This window comes from Bradyrhizobium sp. AZCC 1719, assembly GCF_036924525.1.
Classification (GTDB): Bacteria; Pseudomonadota; Alphaproteobacteria; order Rhizobiales; family Xanthobacteraceae; genus Bradyrhizobium.
In genome coordinates, this window is record NZ_JAZHRU010000001.1 from 6,684,130 (window position 1) to 6,700,397 (window position 16,268).

The 16,268-nt window shown below is 64.1% G+C and carries 17 protein-coding genes; 15 read left to right on the forward strand and 2 right to left on the reverse strand.

The annotated features are described in order from the left end of the window. Nucleotides 1-174 precede the first annotated feature (174 nt). The 9 genes from V1292_RS31580 to V1292_RS31620 all read left to right on the forward strand — a co-directional run bounded on the left by V1292_RS31580 (nt 175) and on the right by V1292_RS31620 (nt 8,257). On the forward strand, nt 175-540 hold the full coding sequence (locus V1292_RS31580) for a DUF2267 domain-containing protein (RefSeq protein ID WP_334376441.1): 366 nt from the start codon (nt 175-177) through the stop codon (nt 538-540). A gap of 52 nt (nt 541-592) precedes the next feature. Continuing rightward, the gene (locus tag V1292_RS31585) at nt 593-1,000 is read left to right on the forward strand and encodes a DUF4332 domain-containing protein (RefSeq protein ID WP_334376443.1); all 408 of its coding nucleotides are present in this window, start codon (nt 593-595) and stop codon (nt 998-1,000) included. An 89-nt stretch (nt 1,001-1,089) separates the two neighbouring features. After that, nucleotides 1,090-1,944, forward strand: coding sequence for a dihydropteroate synthase (gene folP, locus V1292_RS31590; protein WP_442895642.1), 855 nt, complete (start codon nt 1,090-1,092; stop codon nt 1,942-1,944). Beyond that, the gene (gene folB, locus V1292_RS31595) at nt 1,941-2,312 is read left to right on the forward strand and encodes a dihydroneopterin aldolase (RefSeq protein ID WP_334376447.1); all 372 of its coding nucleotides are present in this window, start codon (nt 1,941-1,943) and stop codon (nt 2,310-2,312) included. The genes folP and folB overlap by 4 nt, the downstream gene beginning before the upstream one ends. A 1-nt stretch (nt 2,313) precedes the next feature. Further along, nucleotides 2,314-2,805 (forward strand): 2-amino-4-hydroxy-6-hydroxymethyldihydropteridine diphosphokinase, encoded by a 492-nt coding sequence (gene folK / locus V1292_RS31600; RefSeq protein ID WP_334376449.1) that lies wholly within the window; start codon nt 2,314-2,316, stop codon nt 2,803-2,805. Nucleotides 2,806-2,897: 92 nt separating this feature from the next. Beyond that, a complete protein-coding gene (locus tag V1292_RS31605) occupies nt 2,898-4,766 on the forward strand; it encodes a methylmalonyl-CoA mutase family protein (RefSeq protein ID WP_442895583.1) in 1,869 nt (622 codons plus the stop codon). Continuing rightward, a complete protein-coding gene (locus V1292_RS31610; RefSeq protein ID WP_334376451.1) occupies nt 4,763-5,230 on the forward strand; it encodes a GFA family protein in 468 nt (155 codons plus the stop codon). Before V1292_RS31605 ends, V1292_RS31610 begins: the two co-directional genes overlap by 4 nt. A gap of 42 nt (nt 5,231-5,272) precedes the next feature. Next, complete coding sequence (gene scpA, locus V1292_RS31615) at nt 5,273-7,429, forward strand: methylmalonyl-CoA mutase (RefSeq protein WP_334376452.1); 2,157 nt, start codon at nt 5,273-5,275, stop codon at nt 7,427-7,429. Between the two features lie 108 nt (nt 7,430-7,537). Next, complete coding sequence (locus V1292_RS31620) at nt 7,538-8,257, forward strand: DUF3298 and DUF4163 domain-containing protein (protein ID WP_334376453.1); 720 nt, start codon at nt 7,538-7,540, stop codon at nt 8,255-8,257. Between the two features lie 7 nt (nt 8,258-8,264). On the opposite strand, the gene V1292_RS31625 is transcribed toward V1292_RS31620, so the two are convergent. Continuing rightward, complete coding sequence (locus tag V1292_RS31625; protein WP_334376454.1) at nt 8,265-8,735, reverse strand: SRPBCC family protein; 471 nt, start codon at nt 8,733-8,735, stop codon at nt 8,265-8,267. A 222-nt stretch (nt 8,736-8,957) separates the two neighbouring features. Between V1292_RS31625 and V1292_RS31630 the strand changes: the two genes are divergently transcribed. From V1292_RS31630 to V1292_RS31655, 6 genes are all read left to right on the forward strand, one after another. Continuing rightward, nucleotides 8,958-9,953 (forward strand): tripartite tricarboxylate transporter substrate binding protein, encoded by a 996-nt coding sequence (locus V1292_RS31630; RefSeq protein ID WP_334376456.1) that lies wholly within the window; start codon nt 8,958-8,960, stop codon nt 9,951-9,953. Between the two features lie 42 nt (nt 9,954-9,995). After that, a complete protein-coding gene (locus V1292_RS31635; RefSeq protein WP_334376458.1) occupies nt 9,996-10,481 on the forward strand; it encodes a tripartite tricarboxylate transporter TctB family protein in 486 nt (161 codons plus the stop codon). 3 nt (nt 10,482-10,484) lie between these two features. Continuing rightward, nucleotides 10,485-11,996 (forward strand): tripartite tricarboxylate transporter permease, encoded by a 1,512-nt coding sequence (locus tag V1292_RS31640; RefSeq protein WP_334376460.1) that lies wholly within the window; start codon nt 10,485-10,487, stop codon nt 11,994-11,996. Nucleotides 11,997-12,049: 53 nt separating this feature from the next. Next, complete coding sequence (gene meaB, locus V1292_RS31645; RefSeq protein ID WP_334376462.1) at nt 12,050-13,042, forward strand: methylmalonyl Co-A mutase-associated GTPase MeaB; 993 nt, start codon at nt 12,050-12,052, stop codon at nt 13,040-13,042. Then, nucleotides 13,039-13,680, forward strand: a complete 642-nt coding sequence (locus V1292_RS31650; protein ID WP_334376463.1) for a pyroglutamyl-peptidase I — start codon at nt 13,039-13,041, stop codon at nt 13,678-13,680. Before meaB ends, V1292_RS31650 begins: the two co-directional genes overlap by 4 nt. Nucleotides 13,681-13,892: 212 nt before the next feature. Continuing rightward, a complete protein-coding gene (locus tag V1292_RS31655) occupies nt 13,893-15,263 on the forward strand; it encodes a TIGR03808 family TAT-translocated repetitive protein (protein ID WP_334376464.1) in 1,371 nt (456 codons plus the stop codon). A gap of 18 nt (nt 15,264-15,281) precedes the next feature. Here the strand turns inward: V1292_RS31655 and V1292_RS31660 are convergent, their stop codons facing one another. Then, a complete protein-coding gene (locus V1292_RS31660) occupies nt 15,282-15,821 on the reverse strand; it encodes a TIGR03809 family protein (protein ID WP_334376466.1) in 540 nt (179 codons plus the stop codon). Between the last annotated feature and the right edge of the window lie 447 nt (nt 15,822-16,268).

A 16,268-nucleotide genomic window follows, 5' to 3' on the forward strand; every position in this document is an offset into this window, starting at 1 on the left:
AGAGCGCAGCGCAACAAGTCAGCATGAATCCGGCCTTCACTCTTGCATTGCTGCAACACTCGCGAGTCGATCTGGGCCTTCGCACCCGCGGATCGCTTGTATTTCAGGTCGCAGGCGCTCAAGATCAATTTGCAAGTAGACGACCGGTAAAGCCGGTTTGGGGACGGGGCAAATATGGACGAACTGGTAGGGCGACTGGCCTCCAAGGTCGGTATCGATCGCGCTGTCGCTGAAAAAACCATCGGCATCGTTCTGGGTTTTCTCCGCACCGAGGGCCCCTCCGACAAGGTTCAGGCCCTGATCGACCAAATTCCGGGTGCCGAGGCTGCGATTGCGGCTTCCAGCAGCAATAGCGGATTCGCGCGGCTGATGGGCGGAGGCTTGATGGCGGTTGGCACCAGGCTGATGGCGCTCGGTCTTGGCATGAGCGAAATTCAAAGCGTGGCGCGTGAACTTTTCAGGTTCGGTCGCGACAAAATCGGAGCAGATCAAATGGGCGAAATCATTTCGGGGACACCGGGCCTCAGCCAGTTCGCATAGTCAACTTGGTGAGCACATTCGGCCCGGGCACATTCTCTTTTCATCTGGTATCATGACTTATCCCCTTTCCGAGATCGACGGCCTGACCGCCTACTCTGCCTCGAAACTGAAATCGTTGGGCATTCGCACGACCGATGCGCTGCTGGAAGCTGCTCGCACCGTGAAAGGGCGCAAGTCGCTCGCAGCGAAGACCGGCATCAGCGAGCAGCAACTGCTGGAATGGGCCAATTTTTCCGACTACATGCGCATTCCCGGGATGGGCAAGGCCAAGGTAGGCCTGATGCGCGCCGCGGGCGTTACCACGGTACGCGAACTCGCCCATCGCAATCCGGCGCGACTCGCCCAGAACATGAAAGACGTGAACACGAAGTGCAAACTCGTCCGGGTTTTGCCCTCGGAGCGATCGGTCGAGCTACTGATCGAGCAGGCGCGCAAGCTGCCGCCCAAAATTAGCTATTGAAGATCAGCGACTGAAGCGCCCGGCCGGCCCCGCAGTGCCGGCTCTCACGCCTTGACTCGGCGGCGCGGACCGCGCAAAGCCACCGCATGATGGCAGCCCAGCCCAGACCTCCCGCTGCGTCCGGTCCCGCCGGTCAATCGGTGCTGCCTGCGCTGCTGTCCAAGCCCTATCCGGTGGTGATGGGCGTGCTGAATGTGACGCCCGATTCATTCTCCGACGGCGGTCAATTCGCCGCCCCGGAGCGGGCGCTGGCCCGGGCCCGGCGGATGATCGCCGAGGGCGCCGACATCATCGACATCGGCGCGGAATCGACCCGGCCCTACGGATCGGAACCGGTCTCGGCGGAAGACGAATTGAAGCGCCTGCAGCCGGTACTGTCCGATGTCGTCGCGCTCGGCATTCCCGTGTCGATCGACAGCATGAAATCGGCCGTCGTCGCCTGGGCGCTCGATCAGGGCGCCGCCATCGTCAACGATGTCTGGGGGCTGCAGCGCGACTCCGGCATGGCCGGGCTGGTCGCGGAGCGTGGCGCGCCGGTCATCATCATGCATAACCGCGAGCGTGCCGATCCTGCTGTAGACATCATGCAGGATATCGCCGCTTTCTTTGCGCGTTCGCTCGACATCGCAGCAAAAGCCGGAATTTCATCCGACAATATCGTGCTCGACCCTGGCATCGGCTTTGGCAAGACGCCCGAGCAAAGCATGACCGCGCTGGCGCGGCTCGGCGAGTTGCAGTCGCTCGGCCTTCCAATGTTGGTCGGCGCCTCGCGCAAGCGTTTCATCAGCACGGTGACGCCATCGGAACCGCATCAGCGCCTCGGCGGCTCGATCGCCGCGCATCTGTTGGCGGCCCAGAACGGGGCGCGGATCATCCGGGCGCATGACGTCGCCGAAACCGTACAGGCGCTGCGCGTGGCCACGGCAATCAGGGAACAGGGATGAGCGATACGATCTTCATCACCGGCGTCGTCATCCATGCCCGCCACGGCGTGATGGAGCACGAGACGAGAGTCGGGCAACGGTTCGTGATCGATCTCGAACTCTCCATCGACCTGTCGGAATCCTCGCACTCTGACCGCCTGTCCGACACGGTGTCTTATGCCAGCGTGGTCGAGACCGCCACCGCCGCGTTCACGAACACCAACTACAAGCTTTTGGAGCGTGCGGCCGGCGCCGTTTCAGACGCGATCTTCGCCGCGTTCCCACGCGTCCATGCGGTCAAGGTCACGGTCCACAAGCCGCATGCGCCGATCGCCGAGATCTTCGAGGATGTCGGCGTGGTACTCATGCGCAAACGGCAATCGCCCTGACATGGCGGACGTGCTGATCGCGCTCGGCGGCAATGTCGGCGATGTCCGCGCGACGTTCAAAAAGGCCATCTCCAATATCTGCGGCATGACCCAGGCTGCGCTGCTCGCGCGTTCTTCTGACTACATCACCCCGCCCTGGGGCGAGGAGCACCAGGCGCCCTTCATCAACGCCTGCATCGAGATCGAAACCAGCCTCGATCCGCATGCGCTGCTGTTTACGCTGCACAAGATCGAGAAAAAGTTCGGCCGCGACCGCGCCCATGAGACGCGCTGGGGTCCGCGCACCCTCGACCTCGACCTGATCGCCTATGATGACGTTAGCCTCGAAAAGCCGGAACTGACGCTGCCGCACCCGCGGGCTTTCGAGCGCGCCTTTGTGCTGGTGCCGCTGGCCGAGATCGTTCCCGACCGTGTCATTGCGGGACGCTGTGTGCGGGATGCGCTGGCACAATTGTCGACCGAGGGGATTGAGCGGTTACCCGACCTCGATTGACCCCGAAACGACCCAAAACACCGTTTGGCTTGGCGGCCGCCCCGTGGCAATTTCCGGCCAAATCAAGAGACGACCAGGGATTAATGGGCCGGATGACTGATAATGATGAACTGACATTGGCCGCGGAGTTTCCGCAAGCGACCTACGAGGATTGGCGCAAGCTGGTCGACGGGGTGCTGAAAGGCGCGTCGTTCGAGAAATTGGTCAGCAAGACGTCCGACGGGTTGAAAATCGATCCGATCTATCGCCGCGCGAAAGGCGCCGCGGTGGTCGCCGGCCGTGCGGCCGCCGCGCCCTGGCAGGTCATGCAGCGGATCGATCATCCCGACGCCAAAGCGGCCAACGCGCAGGCGCTGCATGATCTCGAAAACGGCGCGACCGGGCTCACGCTGGTGTTTGCCGGCGCCAATGGCGCCCACGGGTTTGGACTGGATCCTTCGGCCGAAGCCGTCGAAGCGGTTCTCGACGGCATTTATCTCGACGCCGGCATCAGTATCGAGCTGCAGATCGGTCCGCAGTCGCGCATGGCGGCCATTCACGTCGCCGAATACATCAAACGCAAAGGGCTTAATCCCGGGGCCTGCGATATCCGTTTCGGTCTCGACCCGCTCGGATCCTGTGCGGTGTCGGGCTCCAGCCCCTATAGCTGGAACGAAATCGTGCCCGCGGTTACGAGTGCGATCCAGGGCCTCACCGCCATGGGCTTCAAGGGTCCGTTCGCAGCGGCTGATGGACGGGTGATCCACGATGCCGGCGGATCGGAAGCGCAGGAGCTTGCATTCGTGCTCGCCTCCGGCGTCGCCTATCTGCGCGCGATCGAGCAAGCGGGAATCGCGCTCGAAGATGCGCAAGGGATGGTCTACGCGCGGCTTGCCGCAGACGCGGACCAGTTCCTGACGCTGGCTAAATTCCGCGCGCTGCGGCTGTTGTGGGCGCGGATCGAGCAGGCCTGTGGCCTGACGCCCAAACCGCTGTTCATCGCCGCCGATACCGCTTGGCGCATGCTGACGCAGCGCGACCCTTACGTGAACATGCTGCGCGCGACGATGGCGACCTTCTCCGCCGGCCTCGGCGGCGCCAACGCCATTACCGTATTGCCGCACACGGTGGCGCTGGGACTGCCCGATCCGTTCGCGCGGCGTGTCGCGCGCAACACGCAACTGGTGCTGCTGGAAGAGTCAAACCTCGCCAAGGTGAGCGACCCCGCCGCCGGCTCCGGCGGCATCGAAACATTGACGAAGCAGCTTTGCGAAGCTGCATGGTCGCTGTTCCAGGAAATTGAGAAGGCCGGTGGCATCTTCGCAGCGCTCGAGCAGAACCTGATCCAGAAGAAGGTCGCCGCGACGCGGGCGGCACGTGAAACCAACATTGCCAAGCGCAGGGACGTGCTCACCGGCGCGAGCAAATTCCCGAACCTGCACGAGGACGATATCGCGGTGCTCGATGCCAAGCCGATCGTGCTGCCGCCGTATGGCGAGGCGAAGTACAAGTTCGATCCGCTCACGCCGATACGGCTGGCCGCACCTTTCGAGGCGCTGAGGGACAAATCGGACGAAAAGCTCAAGGCGTCGGGCGCGCGGCCGAAAATCTTTCTCGCCAATCTTGGTACGCCCGCCGCTTTCACGGCGCGTGCGACCTTTGCCAAGAGCTTCTTCGAGACTGGCGGAATCGAGGCGCTGGACACTCAGGGGTTTGCCGACCCGGCGGCGCTTGCCAATGCCTTCGCGGCGTCCGGCGCGGCAATGGCTTGTCTGTGTTCCTCCGACAAGGTGTACGCGGAACACGCTGAACACTCCGCAAAGGCCCTTCAAGCCGCTGGCGCCAAGCATATCTATTTGGCAGGGCGGCCCGGCACACAGGAGGCCGCGCTGCGTTCCGCCGGCGTCGGCGATTTCATCTTTGCCGGCGGCGACGCGCTGGCGATGCTGCGGGAAGCCTGGCAGCGGATGGAGCGAGCATGACGGAAACCAACCACAAGACGGTCCTGACCGGCGGCTGCCAGTGTGGCGCCATCCGCTTTGCGGTGTCGAAAGTGCCGCCCAAGGTCAGCATCTGCCATTGCCGGATGTGCCAGAAGGCATCGGGCGCGCCCTTCGCCTCCCTCGCCGATATCGAGCACGAGCATTTCACCTGGACCCGCGGCAAGCCGGCCTCGTTCCAATCCTCCTCCATCGCCGAGCGAGATTTTTGCGCGGCCTGCGGCACGCCCCTGACCTACCGGCTGATTGGCGGCCCCCGGATCGAGATCATGACCGGCGCGTTCGACCGCCCAGACCTGGTCGTGCCGACCCGGCAATATGGCACCGAATCCCGGCTCGGCTGGGTGGTCGGCATCGCCAATTTGCCGAGCCAGACAACGCAGCAGAATTACGGGCCGGAGAAGATGGCGACCATCGTCAGCCACCAGCATCCGGACCATGATTAGGGATTGGCGGCCCTCGATTTCACATGTGCTATGATGGGTACCATGAGCCGTATACCGAATTTCGCAGACGTCGCCCTTGAACCCACCGCGCCCGCGCAGCCCGCCGGCAGTGCCGAGCCGTGGCTGACGCCCGAGGGCATTCCGGTGAAGGCCGGCTATAGCGAGGGCGATCTCGAAGGCATTGATTTCCTGGAGACGTGGCCGGGCGTCGCGCCCTATCTGCGCGGCCCCTACCCGACCATGTATGTCAACCAGCCCTGGACGATCAGGCAGTATGCCGGCTTCTCCACGGCGGAGGATTCCAACGCGTTCTATCGCCGTAACCTCGCCGCCGGTCAGAAGGGCCTTTCGGTCGCGTTCGACCTCGCTACCCACCGCGGCTACGATTCCGACCATCCGCGCGTGTCCGGCGACGTCGGTATGGCGGGCGTTGCGATCGATTCCATCTACGACATGCGCACGCTGTTTGCGGGCATTCCGCTCGACCAGATGAGCGTGTCGATGACCATGAACGGCGCGGTGCTGCCGATCCTCGCGCTGTTCGTCGCGGCCGCCGAGGAACAGGGCGTTCCGCCGGAAAAACTGTCGGGCACCATTCAGAACGACATTCTGAAAGAGTTCATGGTGCGCAACACCTACATCTATCCGCCGGCACCCTCGATGCGGATCATCTCCGACATCTTTGCCTACACCTCGCAAAAGATGCCGAAGTACAATTCGATCTCGATCTCCGGCTATCACATGCAGGAAGCCGGAGCTACCCAGGATCTCGAGCTCGCCTACACGCTGGCCGACGGCGTCGAGTATTTGCGCGCCGGGCTTGCGGCGGGCCTCGATGTCGACCGCTTCGCGCCGCGGCTGTCGTTCTTCTGGGCGATCGGCATGAATTTCTTCATGGAAGTCGCCAAGATGCGCGCGGCGCGGCTGCTCTGGGCCAAGTTGTTGAAGCAGTTCGACCCGAAGGATCCGCGCTCGCTGTCGCTGCGCACGCATTGCCAGACCTCCGGCTGGTCGCTGACCGCGCAGGACGTCTTCAACAATGTGATGCGCACCACCATCGAGGCAATGGCGGCGACGCAAGGCCATACCCAGTCGCTGCACACCAATGCGCTCGACGAGGCGCTCGCGCTGCCGACGGATTTTTCGGCCCGCATCGCGCGTAACACGCAATTGTTCCTGCAGCAGGAGAGCGGCACCAACCGCATCATCGATCCCTGGGGCGGCTCCTATTATGTCGAGCGGCTGACGCGGGATCTCGCGGTGAAAGCCTGGGGCCATATCCAGGAGGTCGAGGCGCTCGGCGGCATGGCCAAGGCGATCGAAGCCGGCGTGCCGAAGCTGCGGATCGAGGAAGCTTCCGCCAAGACCCAGGCGCGGATCGACGCCGGCAAGCAGGCCGTGATCGGCGTCAACAAGTACAAGCCGGTCAACGAAGCGCCGATCGACGTGCTCAAGGTGGAAAACTCCACCGTGCGGCGGCTGCAGATCGACAAGTTGAAGCGGCTGCGCTCCGAGCGCGACCAGAAGGAAGTCGATTCTGCACTGGCCGCGCTGACGCGCAGCGCCGGCGAAGGCAACGGCAATCTCTTGGCGCTCGCGATTGATGCCGCGCGCGCCAAGGCTACCGTCGGCGAAATTTCGGACGCGATGGAAAAGGTGTTCGGGCGGCACCGCGCCGAGATCAAATCCATCACCGGCGTCTACAAGCGGGAGGCGTCCGCCATGTCAAACCGGGTCGAAAAGGTGCAGGCGCTGATCGATGCGTTCGAGACTGCCGAGGGCCGCCGGCCTCGCATCCTCGTCGCCAAGATCGGACAGGACGGCCACGACCGCGGCCAGAAGGTGATCGCATCCGCCTTCGCCGATGTCGGCTTCGACGTCGATATCGGGCCGCTATTCGCTACCGCCGACGAGGCGGCGCGGCAGGCCGTGGAGAACGACGTGCACATTCTCGGGGTCTCCTCGTTGGCCGCCGCGCACCTCACCGCCGTGCCGGAGCTCAAGGCCGCGCTCAAGAAACATGGCCGCGAGGACATCATGATCATCATCGGCGGCGTGGTCCCGCCGCAGGATTATGAGGCGCTCTATGCGGCCGGCGCCGAAGCGATCTTCCCGCCCGGCACTGTGATCTCGGACGCCGCCGAGGAGCTGATCCACAAGCTCAACGCCCGGCTCGGCCATAGCGAGGCGGCGGAGTAGGCCGCCGCTGTTTCAAGCTTTTCCAAAGGATCGCTCTTGCGCGGCATTGCATTCCTCCCCCGGACAATCGGTTTGGCCGGCGCCCTCGCATGTACAGTGGCGCTGGGCATGGCGTCTGCCGCCGAGCCCAAGCCGGACTTTTCCATCAAGACCAAATGGCTCGAGGCCAGCGTCTTCCTCGACGCCAAGATCAAGGCCGATCCAGCGCTGGCGGCGAACTGCCTGGCGGAGGGAAAAGCGTGGGCGCAGAAGAACCGCGCCGATGCCGACAAGGAACGCAAGCAGGATCCGGACCTGTTCCGCAACGCGTGGTCGTATGAACGGAAATACGAGACGCGCTCGGTGGTCGACGGCCGCTATGTCAGCATCGTCAGGGCCGACTACGAATATACTGGCGGCGCGCACCCCAACAGCTCGTCGGACACGATCCTCTGGGACAAGTCAGCGGGCAAGCGCATCAGCATCCGTCCGTTCTTCACCGAAACGGCCGACAACGGCCCGACGCTGAAAGCGATGCGGCAAGGCGTCATTGCCTCCCTCACGGCCGAGAAAAAGAAACGCGGCGCGGAAGACACGGACGCCAGCGCCATCGAGGGTATCGAATCGAAGCTTCTCAAGATCGGCCCGATCGCGCTGGCGCCATCGACTGAGGAAGGCAAGAGCTCCGGCCTGAACTTCTACTACCCACCTTACGCGGTCGGCTCCTATGCCGAAGGCGAGTATGTCGCCTTCGTGCCGTGGGAGACGTTGAAGCCATATCTGACGCCGGAGGGCGCCAGAATTTTCGGCGGCGCGCGACCGAAGGAAGACGAAGACCGGCCGCACTGACGGCGGATCAAGCAGCAAGCCGGCCGAGCGACCGTTCGAGCGAATGCGTCCAATCCGGAATCCATGACTGGAACAACGCTTGCCAGCGATCGGCGTCCTGCGGCGCGGTGTCGAGCTTCACGAACCATTCGATGAAGGTCCGGTTGCCCTCGACGACCGGAAGCAAGTGCATCGTTCCCTCATAGCGCACCGGCGTGGGTGCGTCCGGAGTAAGCCCGGCAGGAAACGGCAGCGGCTCGATGCCCGCATAGGTCAGCGAATGCGCTTCATCGGAGTGGCCCGCCAGCCGCTGCCTGATCCAATTGCCGAGATAGCAAAAGCGCCTGACCGCGCCGATTTCGTCGCCGTCCTTGTCATCCTCGATCACGCTCTCACTGACCCCTTCGATATAGGCCGGATAATTGTTGAAATCGCGGATCAGGGCCCACACGGTTTCCATGGGATGGTCCAGCACGGTGCTGTAATAGGCTGTCGTCATGGCTCTCTCTTCGCAATTGATCGCGGCGCGATGACTGGGCCGCATGGATACCTATTCCGGGTGGCCCGATCGCCGCCACCCGATTTCCGGATGTGGCGAGATGCCACCCGGCGGCGGCGATCTCCATCATTCGCCAATGCCTTGCGACCCCAACGCAAAGCCGCCTAGAATGTCTCATCACAAGAGCGCCCGGCATCACGGACGCCGCAGGGAGGACCATCAATGTCCAAAAAGATCACGCGCCGCACCTTTGCGGCTTCATCCGCTGCTGCCGCGGCCGTCGCAGGCTTTGGTTTCAAGCCGGCTTCAGCGCAGGCCTATCCGTCCCGGCCGGTGACCGTGATCGTGCCATGGGGTGCCGGCGGCGGTACTGATGCGACCGCGCGCATTGTCGCGGCGCTGTTGGAAAAGGATCTCGGCCAGCCGTTCAACGTGGTCAACCGCACCGGCGGCTCCGGCGTGGTCGGCCATTCCGCGATCGCGACCGCACAGCCCGACGGCTACACCATCGGCATGCTGACGGTGGAAATCTCGATGATGCACTGGCAGGGGCTCACCGAACTGGCGCCAAAGAGCTATACGCCGCTGGCGCTGATGAACGAGGATCCGCCCGGCATCCAGGTCAGTTCCACCTCGCCCTACAAGACCGTGAAGGAGCTGGCGGATGCGATCAAGGCCGCCCCCGCCGGCAAGTTCAAGGCCTCCGGCACTGGCCAGGGCGGCATTTGGCATCTCGCGCTGGTCGGCTGGATGCAGGCGATGGGACTTGCCCCCAATCATGTGGCATGGGTGCCGTCGAACGGAGCGGCGCCCGCGATGCAGGATCTGGCGGCCGGCGGTCTCGACCTCACCACCTGCTCAGTGCCGGAAGCCCGCGCGATCATCGAGGCCGGCAAGGCGCGCAGCCTCGCCGTCATGGCTACGGCCCGCAACCCCGCATTCCCGGACGTGCCGACGCTGAAGGAAGCGATGGGCATCGACTATTCGACCGGCGCCTGGCGCGGCATTGCCGGCCCCAAGGGCCTGCCCGCCGACGTGGCCACGAAACTCACCGCGTCGCTGAAGAAGGTCTACGACTCCAAGGAGTTCAAGGATTTCATGAGCAATCGCGGCTTTGGAACGGTGTGGGGCGATGCGGCGCAATTCGCCGCGTTCATGGAGAAGGGCGACGCCCAGATGGGCGTGGCGATGAAGGCCGCCGGTCTCTCCAAGGCCTGATCTTGATCGGCTGACATCGCCCGATATCCGCGGAGCCAGTTCATGCGCCTACCCGATCGCGTCACGGGATTGTTTCTCGTTGGCCTCGGCGCGGCTGCCGCCTATGGCGGCTGGCAGTTGCCGCCGGTGCCCGGCCAGCCGGTCGGGCCCAATGTCTTTCCGCTGGTGATCGGAACGGGCCTGGCCCTTTGCGGGCTCGCGATTGCATTCGGGATCGGCCGCAGTTTTGAAGAGGAAGAACACCTCATTCCCGTCGAGGGCGGCCAGCCGCAGCCGCCCACCGGAAAGCTCTATGGCCTGCGTGCCCTGCTCCCGCCGGCGCTTTTGCTGTTCTACGTGGCGATCGCCGACCGGCTCGGCTTCATCCTCACGGCGGCGATGATCGTCTACGTGACCTCGACTGCGCTCGGCGCCCGCTGGAAGGTCGCACTGCCGCTCGCGCTGCTGGCGCCGATCGGCATCCACCTGATTTTCTCAAAATTGCTGCGCGTGCCGCTGCCGCCCGGCGTTTTGCCGATGCCCTGGTGATCGATGCTCAATACCCTGACGCAAGCCTTCGCGCTCATCACCACCTGGGAAGTCATCGTCGCGATGTTCGCGGCATCGGTCTATGGCCTCGTCATCGGATCGCTGCCGGGGCTATCCGCGACCATGGCGACCGCACTTCTGGTCCCCGTCACCTTCTATCTGTCACCGATCGCCGCGATCGCTACCATCGTGGCGGCATCCACGATGGCGATCTTCGCCGGTGACATTCCCGGAGCGCTGCTTCGCATTCCCGGCACCCCGGCCTCGGCGGCTTACGCCGACGAAGCCTATGCGATGACGCGCAAGGGCGAGGCCGAACTCGCGCTCGGCGCCGGCGTGTGGTTCTCCGCCGTCGGCGGCATCGCGGGCACGCTGTCGCTGATGATCCTGGCGCCGCCGCTGGCCGAAATCGCGCTGTCGTTCTCGACCTTCGAATATTTCTGGCTCGCATTCCTCGGCCTGATGTGCGCCACGCTGGTCGCGCGGTCTTCCCCGGTGAAGGCGATCGCCAGCATGTTCATCGGTCTGCTTGTCGCCTGCATCGGCATCGAAAACCCCGGCGGCGTGCCGCGCTTCACCTTCGGCATGACCAATTTGTTCGGCGGCATCGAACCGATCCCGGCACTGGTCGGTGTCTTCGCCGTGGCGCAGGTGATGCGCGCGATGCTGACACCGGAGCCGCCGCCGATCCCGCGGCGCAGATTCGGAAGCATCTTGGCGGGCCAGTGGAAGCTCACCAAAAAATACAACTGGCAGATGACGCGCGGGAACATCATCGGGATCATCATCGGCGTGCTGCCGGGCGCCGGCGCCGACATGGCCGCTTGGGTCAGCTACGCCATGTCCAAGCGCTTTTCGAAAGAACCCGAGAAGTTCGGAACCGGCCATGTCGAGGGCCTGGTCGAGGCCGGCGCCAGCAACAACGCCAGCATCGCCTCGGGCTGGGTGCCCTCGCTGTTGTTCGGCATTCCCGGCGACACCATCGCGGCGATTGCGATCGGCGTGCTCTACATGAAGGGCCTAAACCCCGGTCCGACGCTGTTCACCGAAAAAGCGTCGAGCATGTATGCGATCTACCTGATGTTCATCATCGCCAACATCATCATGATCCCGCTCGGCATCGTCATGATCCGCCTGGCGAGCTACGTGCTGCGCGCACCGCGCTCCACGGTGATGCCGGTCATCATGCTGTGCTGCGCGGTCGGGTCCTTCGCCATCGGCAACAACATATTCGGCGTGGTTATCGTCGCGACCTTCGGCGTCATCGGCTATGTCATGGAAGAAAACGGCTACCCGGTCGCCGCGATGGTGCTCGGCATCGTCATGGGCACCATGATCGAGCAGAGTTTTGTCACCTCGCTGATCAAGTCTGACGGCAGCGTGTTGCCGTTCTTCGAGCGGCCGATCGCCGCTATCCTCGCCGCCATGGCGATCGGCGCGCTGATCTGGCCGGTGCTGGTCTGGGTATGGCGGAAGCTCAAACGCGCGCCCGTCGCCGCCACATCGGCGCGCTGAAGGATTGCGCGGGGCCCCCTCGCCTGCATGGCGCGGGCGTTGTAAACCAAGCCATGACCCTGCCGAAGAATCCTTCCCCCGATGTCGGGAAACTCGCCAAAGAACTCCGCTCCGGCCAACGTGCGGCGCTGGCGCGTGCGATTACCCTGATCGAAAGCAGGCGTTCCGATCACCAGGCCGCGGCGCGCGATCTGGTGCAGACGCTGTTGCCTGACACCGGGAAGGCGGTGCGCGTCGGCATTACCGGCTCGCCGGGCGTCGGCAAATCCACCACGATCGACGCGCTCGGCATGTTCCTGATCGAGCGCGGCCACAAGGTCGCGGTGCTGGCGGTAGACCCCTCCTCGGCCCGCACCGGCGGCTCGATCCTCGGCGACAAGACGCGGATGGCGCGGCTGGCGAATTCGGAAGCCGCCTTCGTCCGCCCCTCGCCCTCGTCAGGCACGCTCGGCGGGGTCGCCGCCAAAACCCGCGAGGCGATGCTGCTCTGCGAGGCGGCCGGCTTCGACGTGGTGCTGGTCGAGACCGTCGGCATCGGCCAGTCCGAAACCGCGGTCTGCGACATGACCGATTTCTTTCTCGCCCTGATGCTGCCCGGCGCCGGCGATGAGCTGCAAGGCATCAAGAAAGGCCTGGTCGAACTCGCCGACATGATCGCGATCAACAAGGCCGACGGCGACAACGTCAAGCGCGCCAATCTGGCGGCGGCCGACTATCGCTCCGCGCTGCATATTCTCAGCCCGCGCTCGGAGCATTGGCATCCGCCGGTCGTGACCTATTCGGCGCTGACCGGTATGGGCATGGACACGCTGTGGCAGAAGATTTTGGATCACCGCACCGCCATGAACGCCTCGGGCGAGTTCGCCGGCCGGCGGCGCGAGCAGCAGGTGAAATGGATGTGGTCGATGCTGGAGCAGCGCATGATGGCGCGGCTCCGCTCCGATGCCGCGATCCGCGCCAAGGTAAGGAAGACCGAGGCCGAGGTCGCCGACGGCCGCATCACGCCGGCGGTCGCCGCCGAGCAGATCGCGGAGTGGATGCGGTGAGCGACAAGCTTCGCATTCTCATCACCGGATTCGGTCCGTTCCCCGGCGCGCCTTACAATCCGACGCAGCCGCTGGTGGCGAGGCTGACGCGCTTGCGACGTCCGGCCTTTAGCGACGTCGAACTGTCCAGCCACATCTTCCCCGTCACCTATAAGGCGGTCGACCACGAGTTGCCGCTGGCGCTGCAACAGCACCGGCCGCATGCGCTGTTGATGTTCGGCCTCGCATCTCGCACGTCGCATCTGCGGATCGAAACCCGCGCCCGCAACGCCGTCACCATGCTGTGGCCTGACGCCGCGCAAACCCGCGCCCGAAAAGGCTCCATTGCCGACGGCGCGGACGCGCAGATGTTTGGCCCTCACACTGCCAAGCTGCTGCGCGCAGCCAGAGGTACCGCGATCGATGCCCGCGCCTCGCGCGACGCCGGAAGCTATCTTTGCAACTATCTGAGCTGGCGCGCGATCGAAGCCGTGGATGCCGACAACTGCCCCCGCCTCGCCGCCTTCATTCACATCCCGCCGCTGGCGCGCGGCGGCGCGGTCAAACGAAAAGGCTTTCCGCGGATCACGCTGGAAGAGCTGGTCGATGCCGGCGAAGCGATGCTCATGGAAATGGTGCGGCTGGCCCGGAGAGCGTAGGGTGGGCAAAGCGCAGCGTGCCCACCATTGCGGTCCGCAAATGGAAATGGTGGGCACGGCGCAAACGCGCCTTTGTCAGCGCCGCACCCAACATTAACCCTACCCCTAACAATCGCCGCCTCTCTTCCCGGTCTTCACCATGCCCGGACGCATTTTCGCGATACCTATGAAACGCGAATGCCACGACCTGCATCGCGCTAGGGTCATCAGCCATGGATATGAATCGCCGCCATCTCATTGGAGCGTCCGCCGCCGGTGCAGCCGGTGCGCTGGCGATGTCGCCTGACGCTGCGCGCGCAGCGCCCCTCACCTCCATGCTCGGCCGCGACGTCACGCAATATGGCGTGCGTCCCGGCAGCCCCGACGATCAAACCGCGAAACTGCAGCGCGCGATCGACGAGGCGGCGCGCGCACAAGTGCCTCTGGCGCTACCGCCGGGCGTCTATCGCACCGGCATGCTGCGCCTTTCGAACGGCACGCAACTGGTCGGCGTCCGAGGCGCGACCAAGCTGGTGTTTACGGGCGGCGCCTCGATGCTGCAGAGCGAAGGCGCCAACAGCGTCGGCCTGACGGGCATCACCTTCGACGGCGGTCGCATTCCGCTGCCGACGCGCCGCGGGCTGGTGCATTGCCTCGGCGGTCGCGACGTCCGCATCGCCGACTGCGAAATATCAGGCAGCGGTGGCAACGGTATCTGGCTCGAGCAGGTCTCGGGCGATATTTCCGGTAACATCTTCACGAAAATCGCGACGACCGCGGTCGTATCCTTCGACGCACTCGGCCTGATCGTGGCGCGCAACACCATCACCGATACCAATGACAATGGCATCGAAATCCTGCGCACCGCGATCGGCGACGACGGCACGCTGGTTCTCGACAATCGGATCGAGGACATCAAGGCCGGCCCCGGCGGCTCCGGGCAGTATGGCAACGCCATCAACGCCTTCCGCGCCGGCAATGTGATCGTGCGCGGCAACCGCATCAAGAATTGCGATTATTCAGCCGTGCGCGGCAATTCGGCGTCCAATATTCACATCACGGACAACAGCGTCAGCAATGTCCGCGAGGTTGCGCTCTATTCGGAATTTGCATTCGAAGGCGCCGTGATCGCCAACAACACCGTGGATGGCGCCGCCGTCGGCATCTCCGTCTGCAATTTCAACGAGGGCGGACGCATCGCCGTCGTCCAGGGCAACATCATCCGCAATCTCCTGCCGAAGCGGCCGATCGGCACCGCGCCCGACGACGACGCCGGGATCGGTATCTATGTCGAGGCGGATTCGTCCGTGACCGGCAACGTGATCGAGAACGCGCCCTCGTTCGGCGTCATCGCCGGATGGGGCAAATATCTCCGCGACGTCGCGATATCAGGCAACGTGATCCGCAACGCCTTCGTCGGCATCGGCGTATCGGTGCTGCCAGGCGCCGGCACGGCCCTGGTCAACAACAACATGATTTCGCAAACCCCGCGCGGCGCCGTGGTCGGGCTCGATCACGCCCGCACGATTACGACCGATCTGTCGGCTGAAGGCGCGCAGCGTTACGCGCAGGTGGTTGTCGGCGGCAACGCCGTGCGACGGTAGTTCGCCCTTCTCGCCCGCCTACAGCGCGTTGCGCAACGCCGGATAGCGTTCCTTCATCGCGTCGAAATCGATCGCCGGGAATGGCATTTCCTCCAGCGCCAGCACATCCGGCACGGACGGCGCCTCGTCCGCCACGACGAGTTGGCTTTCCAGCGCGACCAGAACATCAGCAGGAATATCGGGCGGCGGCGCGGGCGCGGTCGGCGGTGGCGTCACGGGCATCGGCGCCGGTTGCGGCTGAAGCTGCACGACCGGCGGGCGATAGCCCTCGTCGCGCGGCAGCGGCGTCAGCAGTAGCGGCGTCGTTCGACGGCGGCCAAGCCAGGCCATGTCGATCTGCGTGTTGTCGAGCGAGGCTTCGCGGCTCAACAGGTCACGCCAGGTTGCCACGGCGGCCTTGGCTTCCTGGATGTTTTCGAGGAATTCGCGTTCGGTGTGAAAGCGGCGCCAGCGCCCGGTCTCGAACAGTTCAGTGAGGTATTCCAGCCGTTGCTCGGCAAGGCTGCACCAGCGCGCAACGATGTTGCGGCCACGTGCCACGTCTGCAGGATGTGCCATAAATCAGCCCGTAAGAGAGGGACGGACGCAGACGCAACCGAGACGAATCAGTGGGGTGTGACTGGGATATTCTGTGGAAAACTTTTTCGTTGTCCAGTGCGTGAAGCTACGGGAGTACGCAGCAATCGAAGAAACCCGCACAAATACGGGTTAATCCGCTCTATTCGCGATCAAGCAGCATGGCCGCACCGCGGCGAGCCTCGATCATTTCATTTGAGAAGATGCACGGGAAAATTGCGGCATCGCGCAGATGAGTCGGAAAACTTGCAGTTGCAAGCCGTCACGGTGCCGCACGCAACGCAGCTGCGTCCAAAAACCTGCGCTGAAAATGAAAGACCCGTCCGGGGGGACAACCGGACGGGTCAAGCTATATGGGCGCTTGGGGTGGATGGGCGCTCGCGCCGAATACAGCCTATGGGGAGGGATTACCGCTCCCACATAGATAAG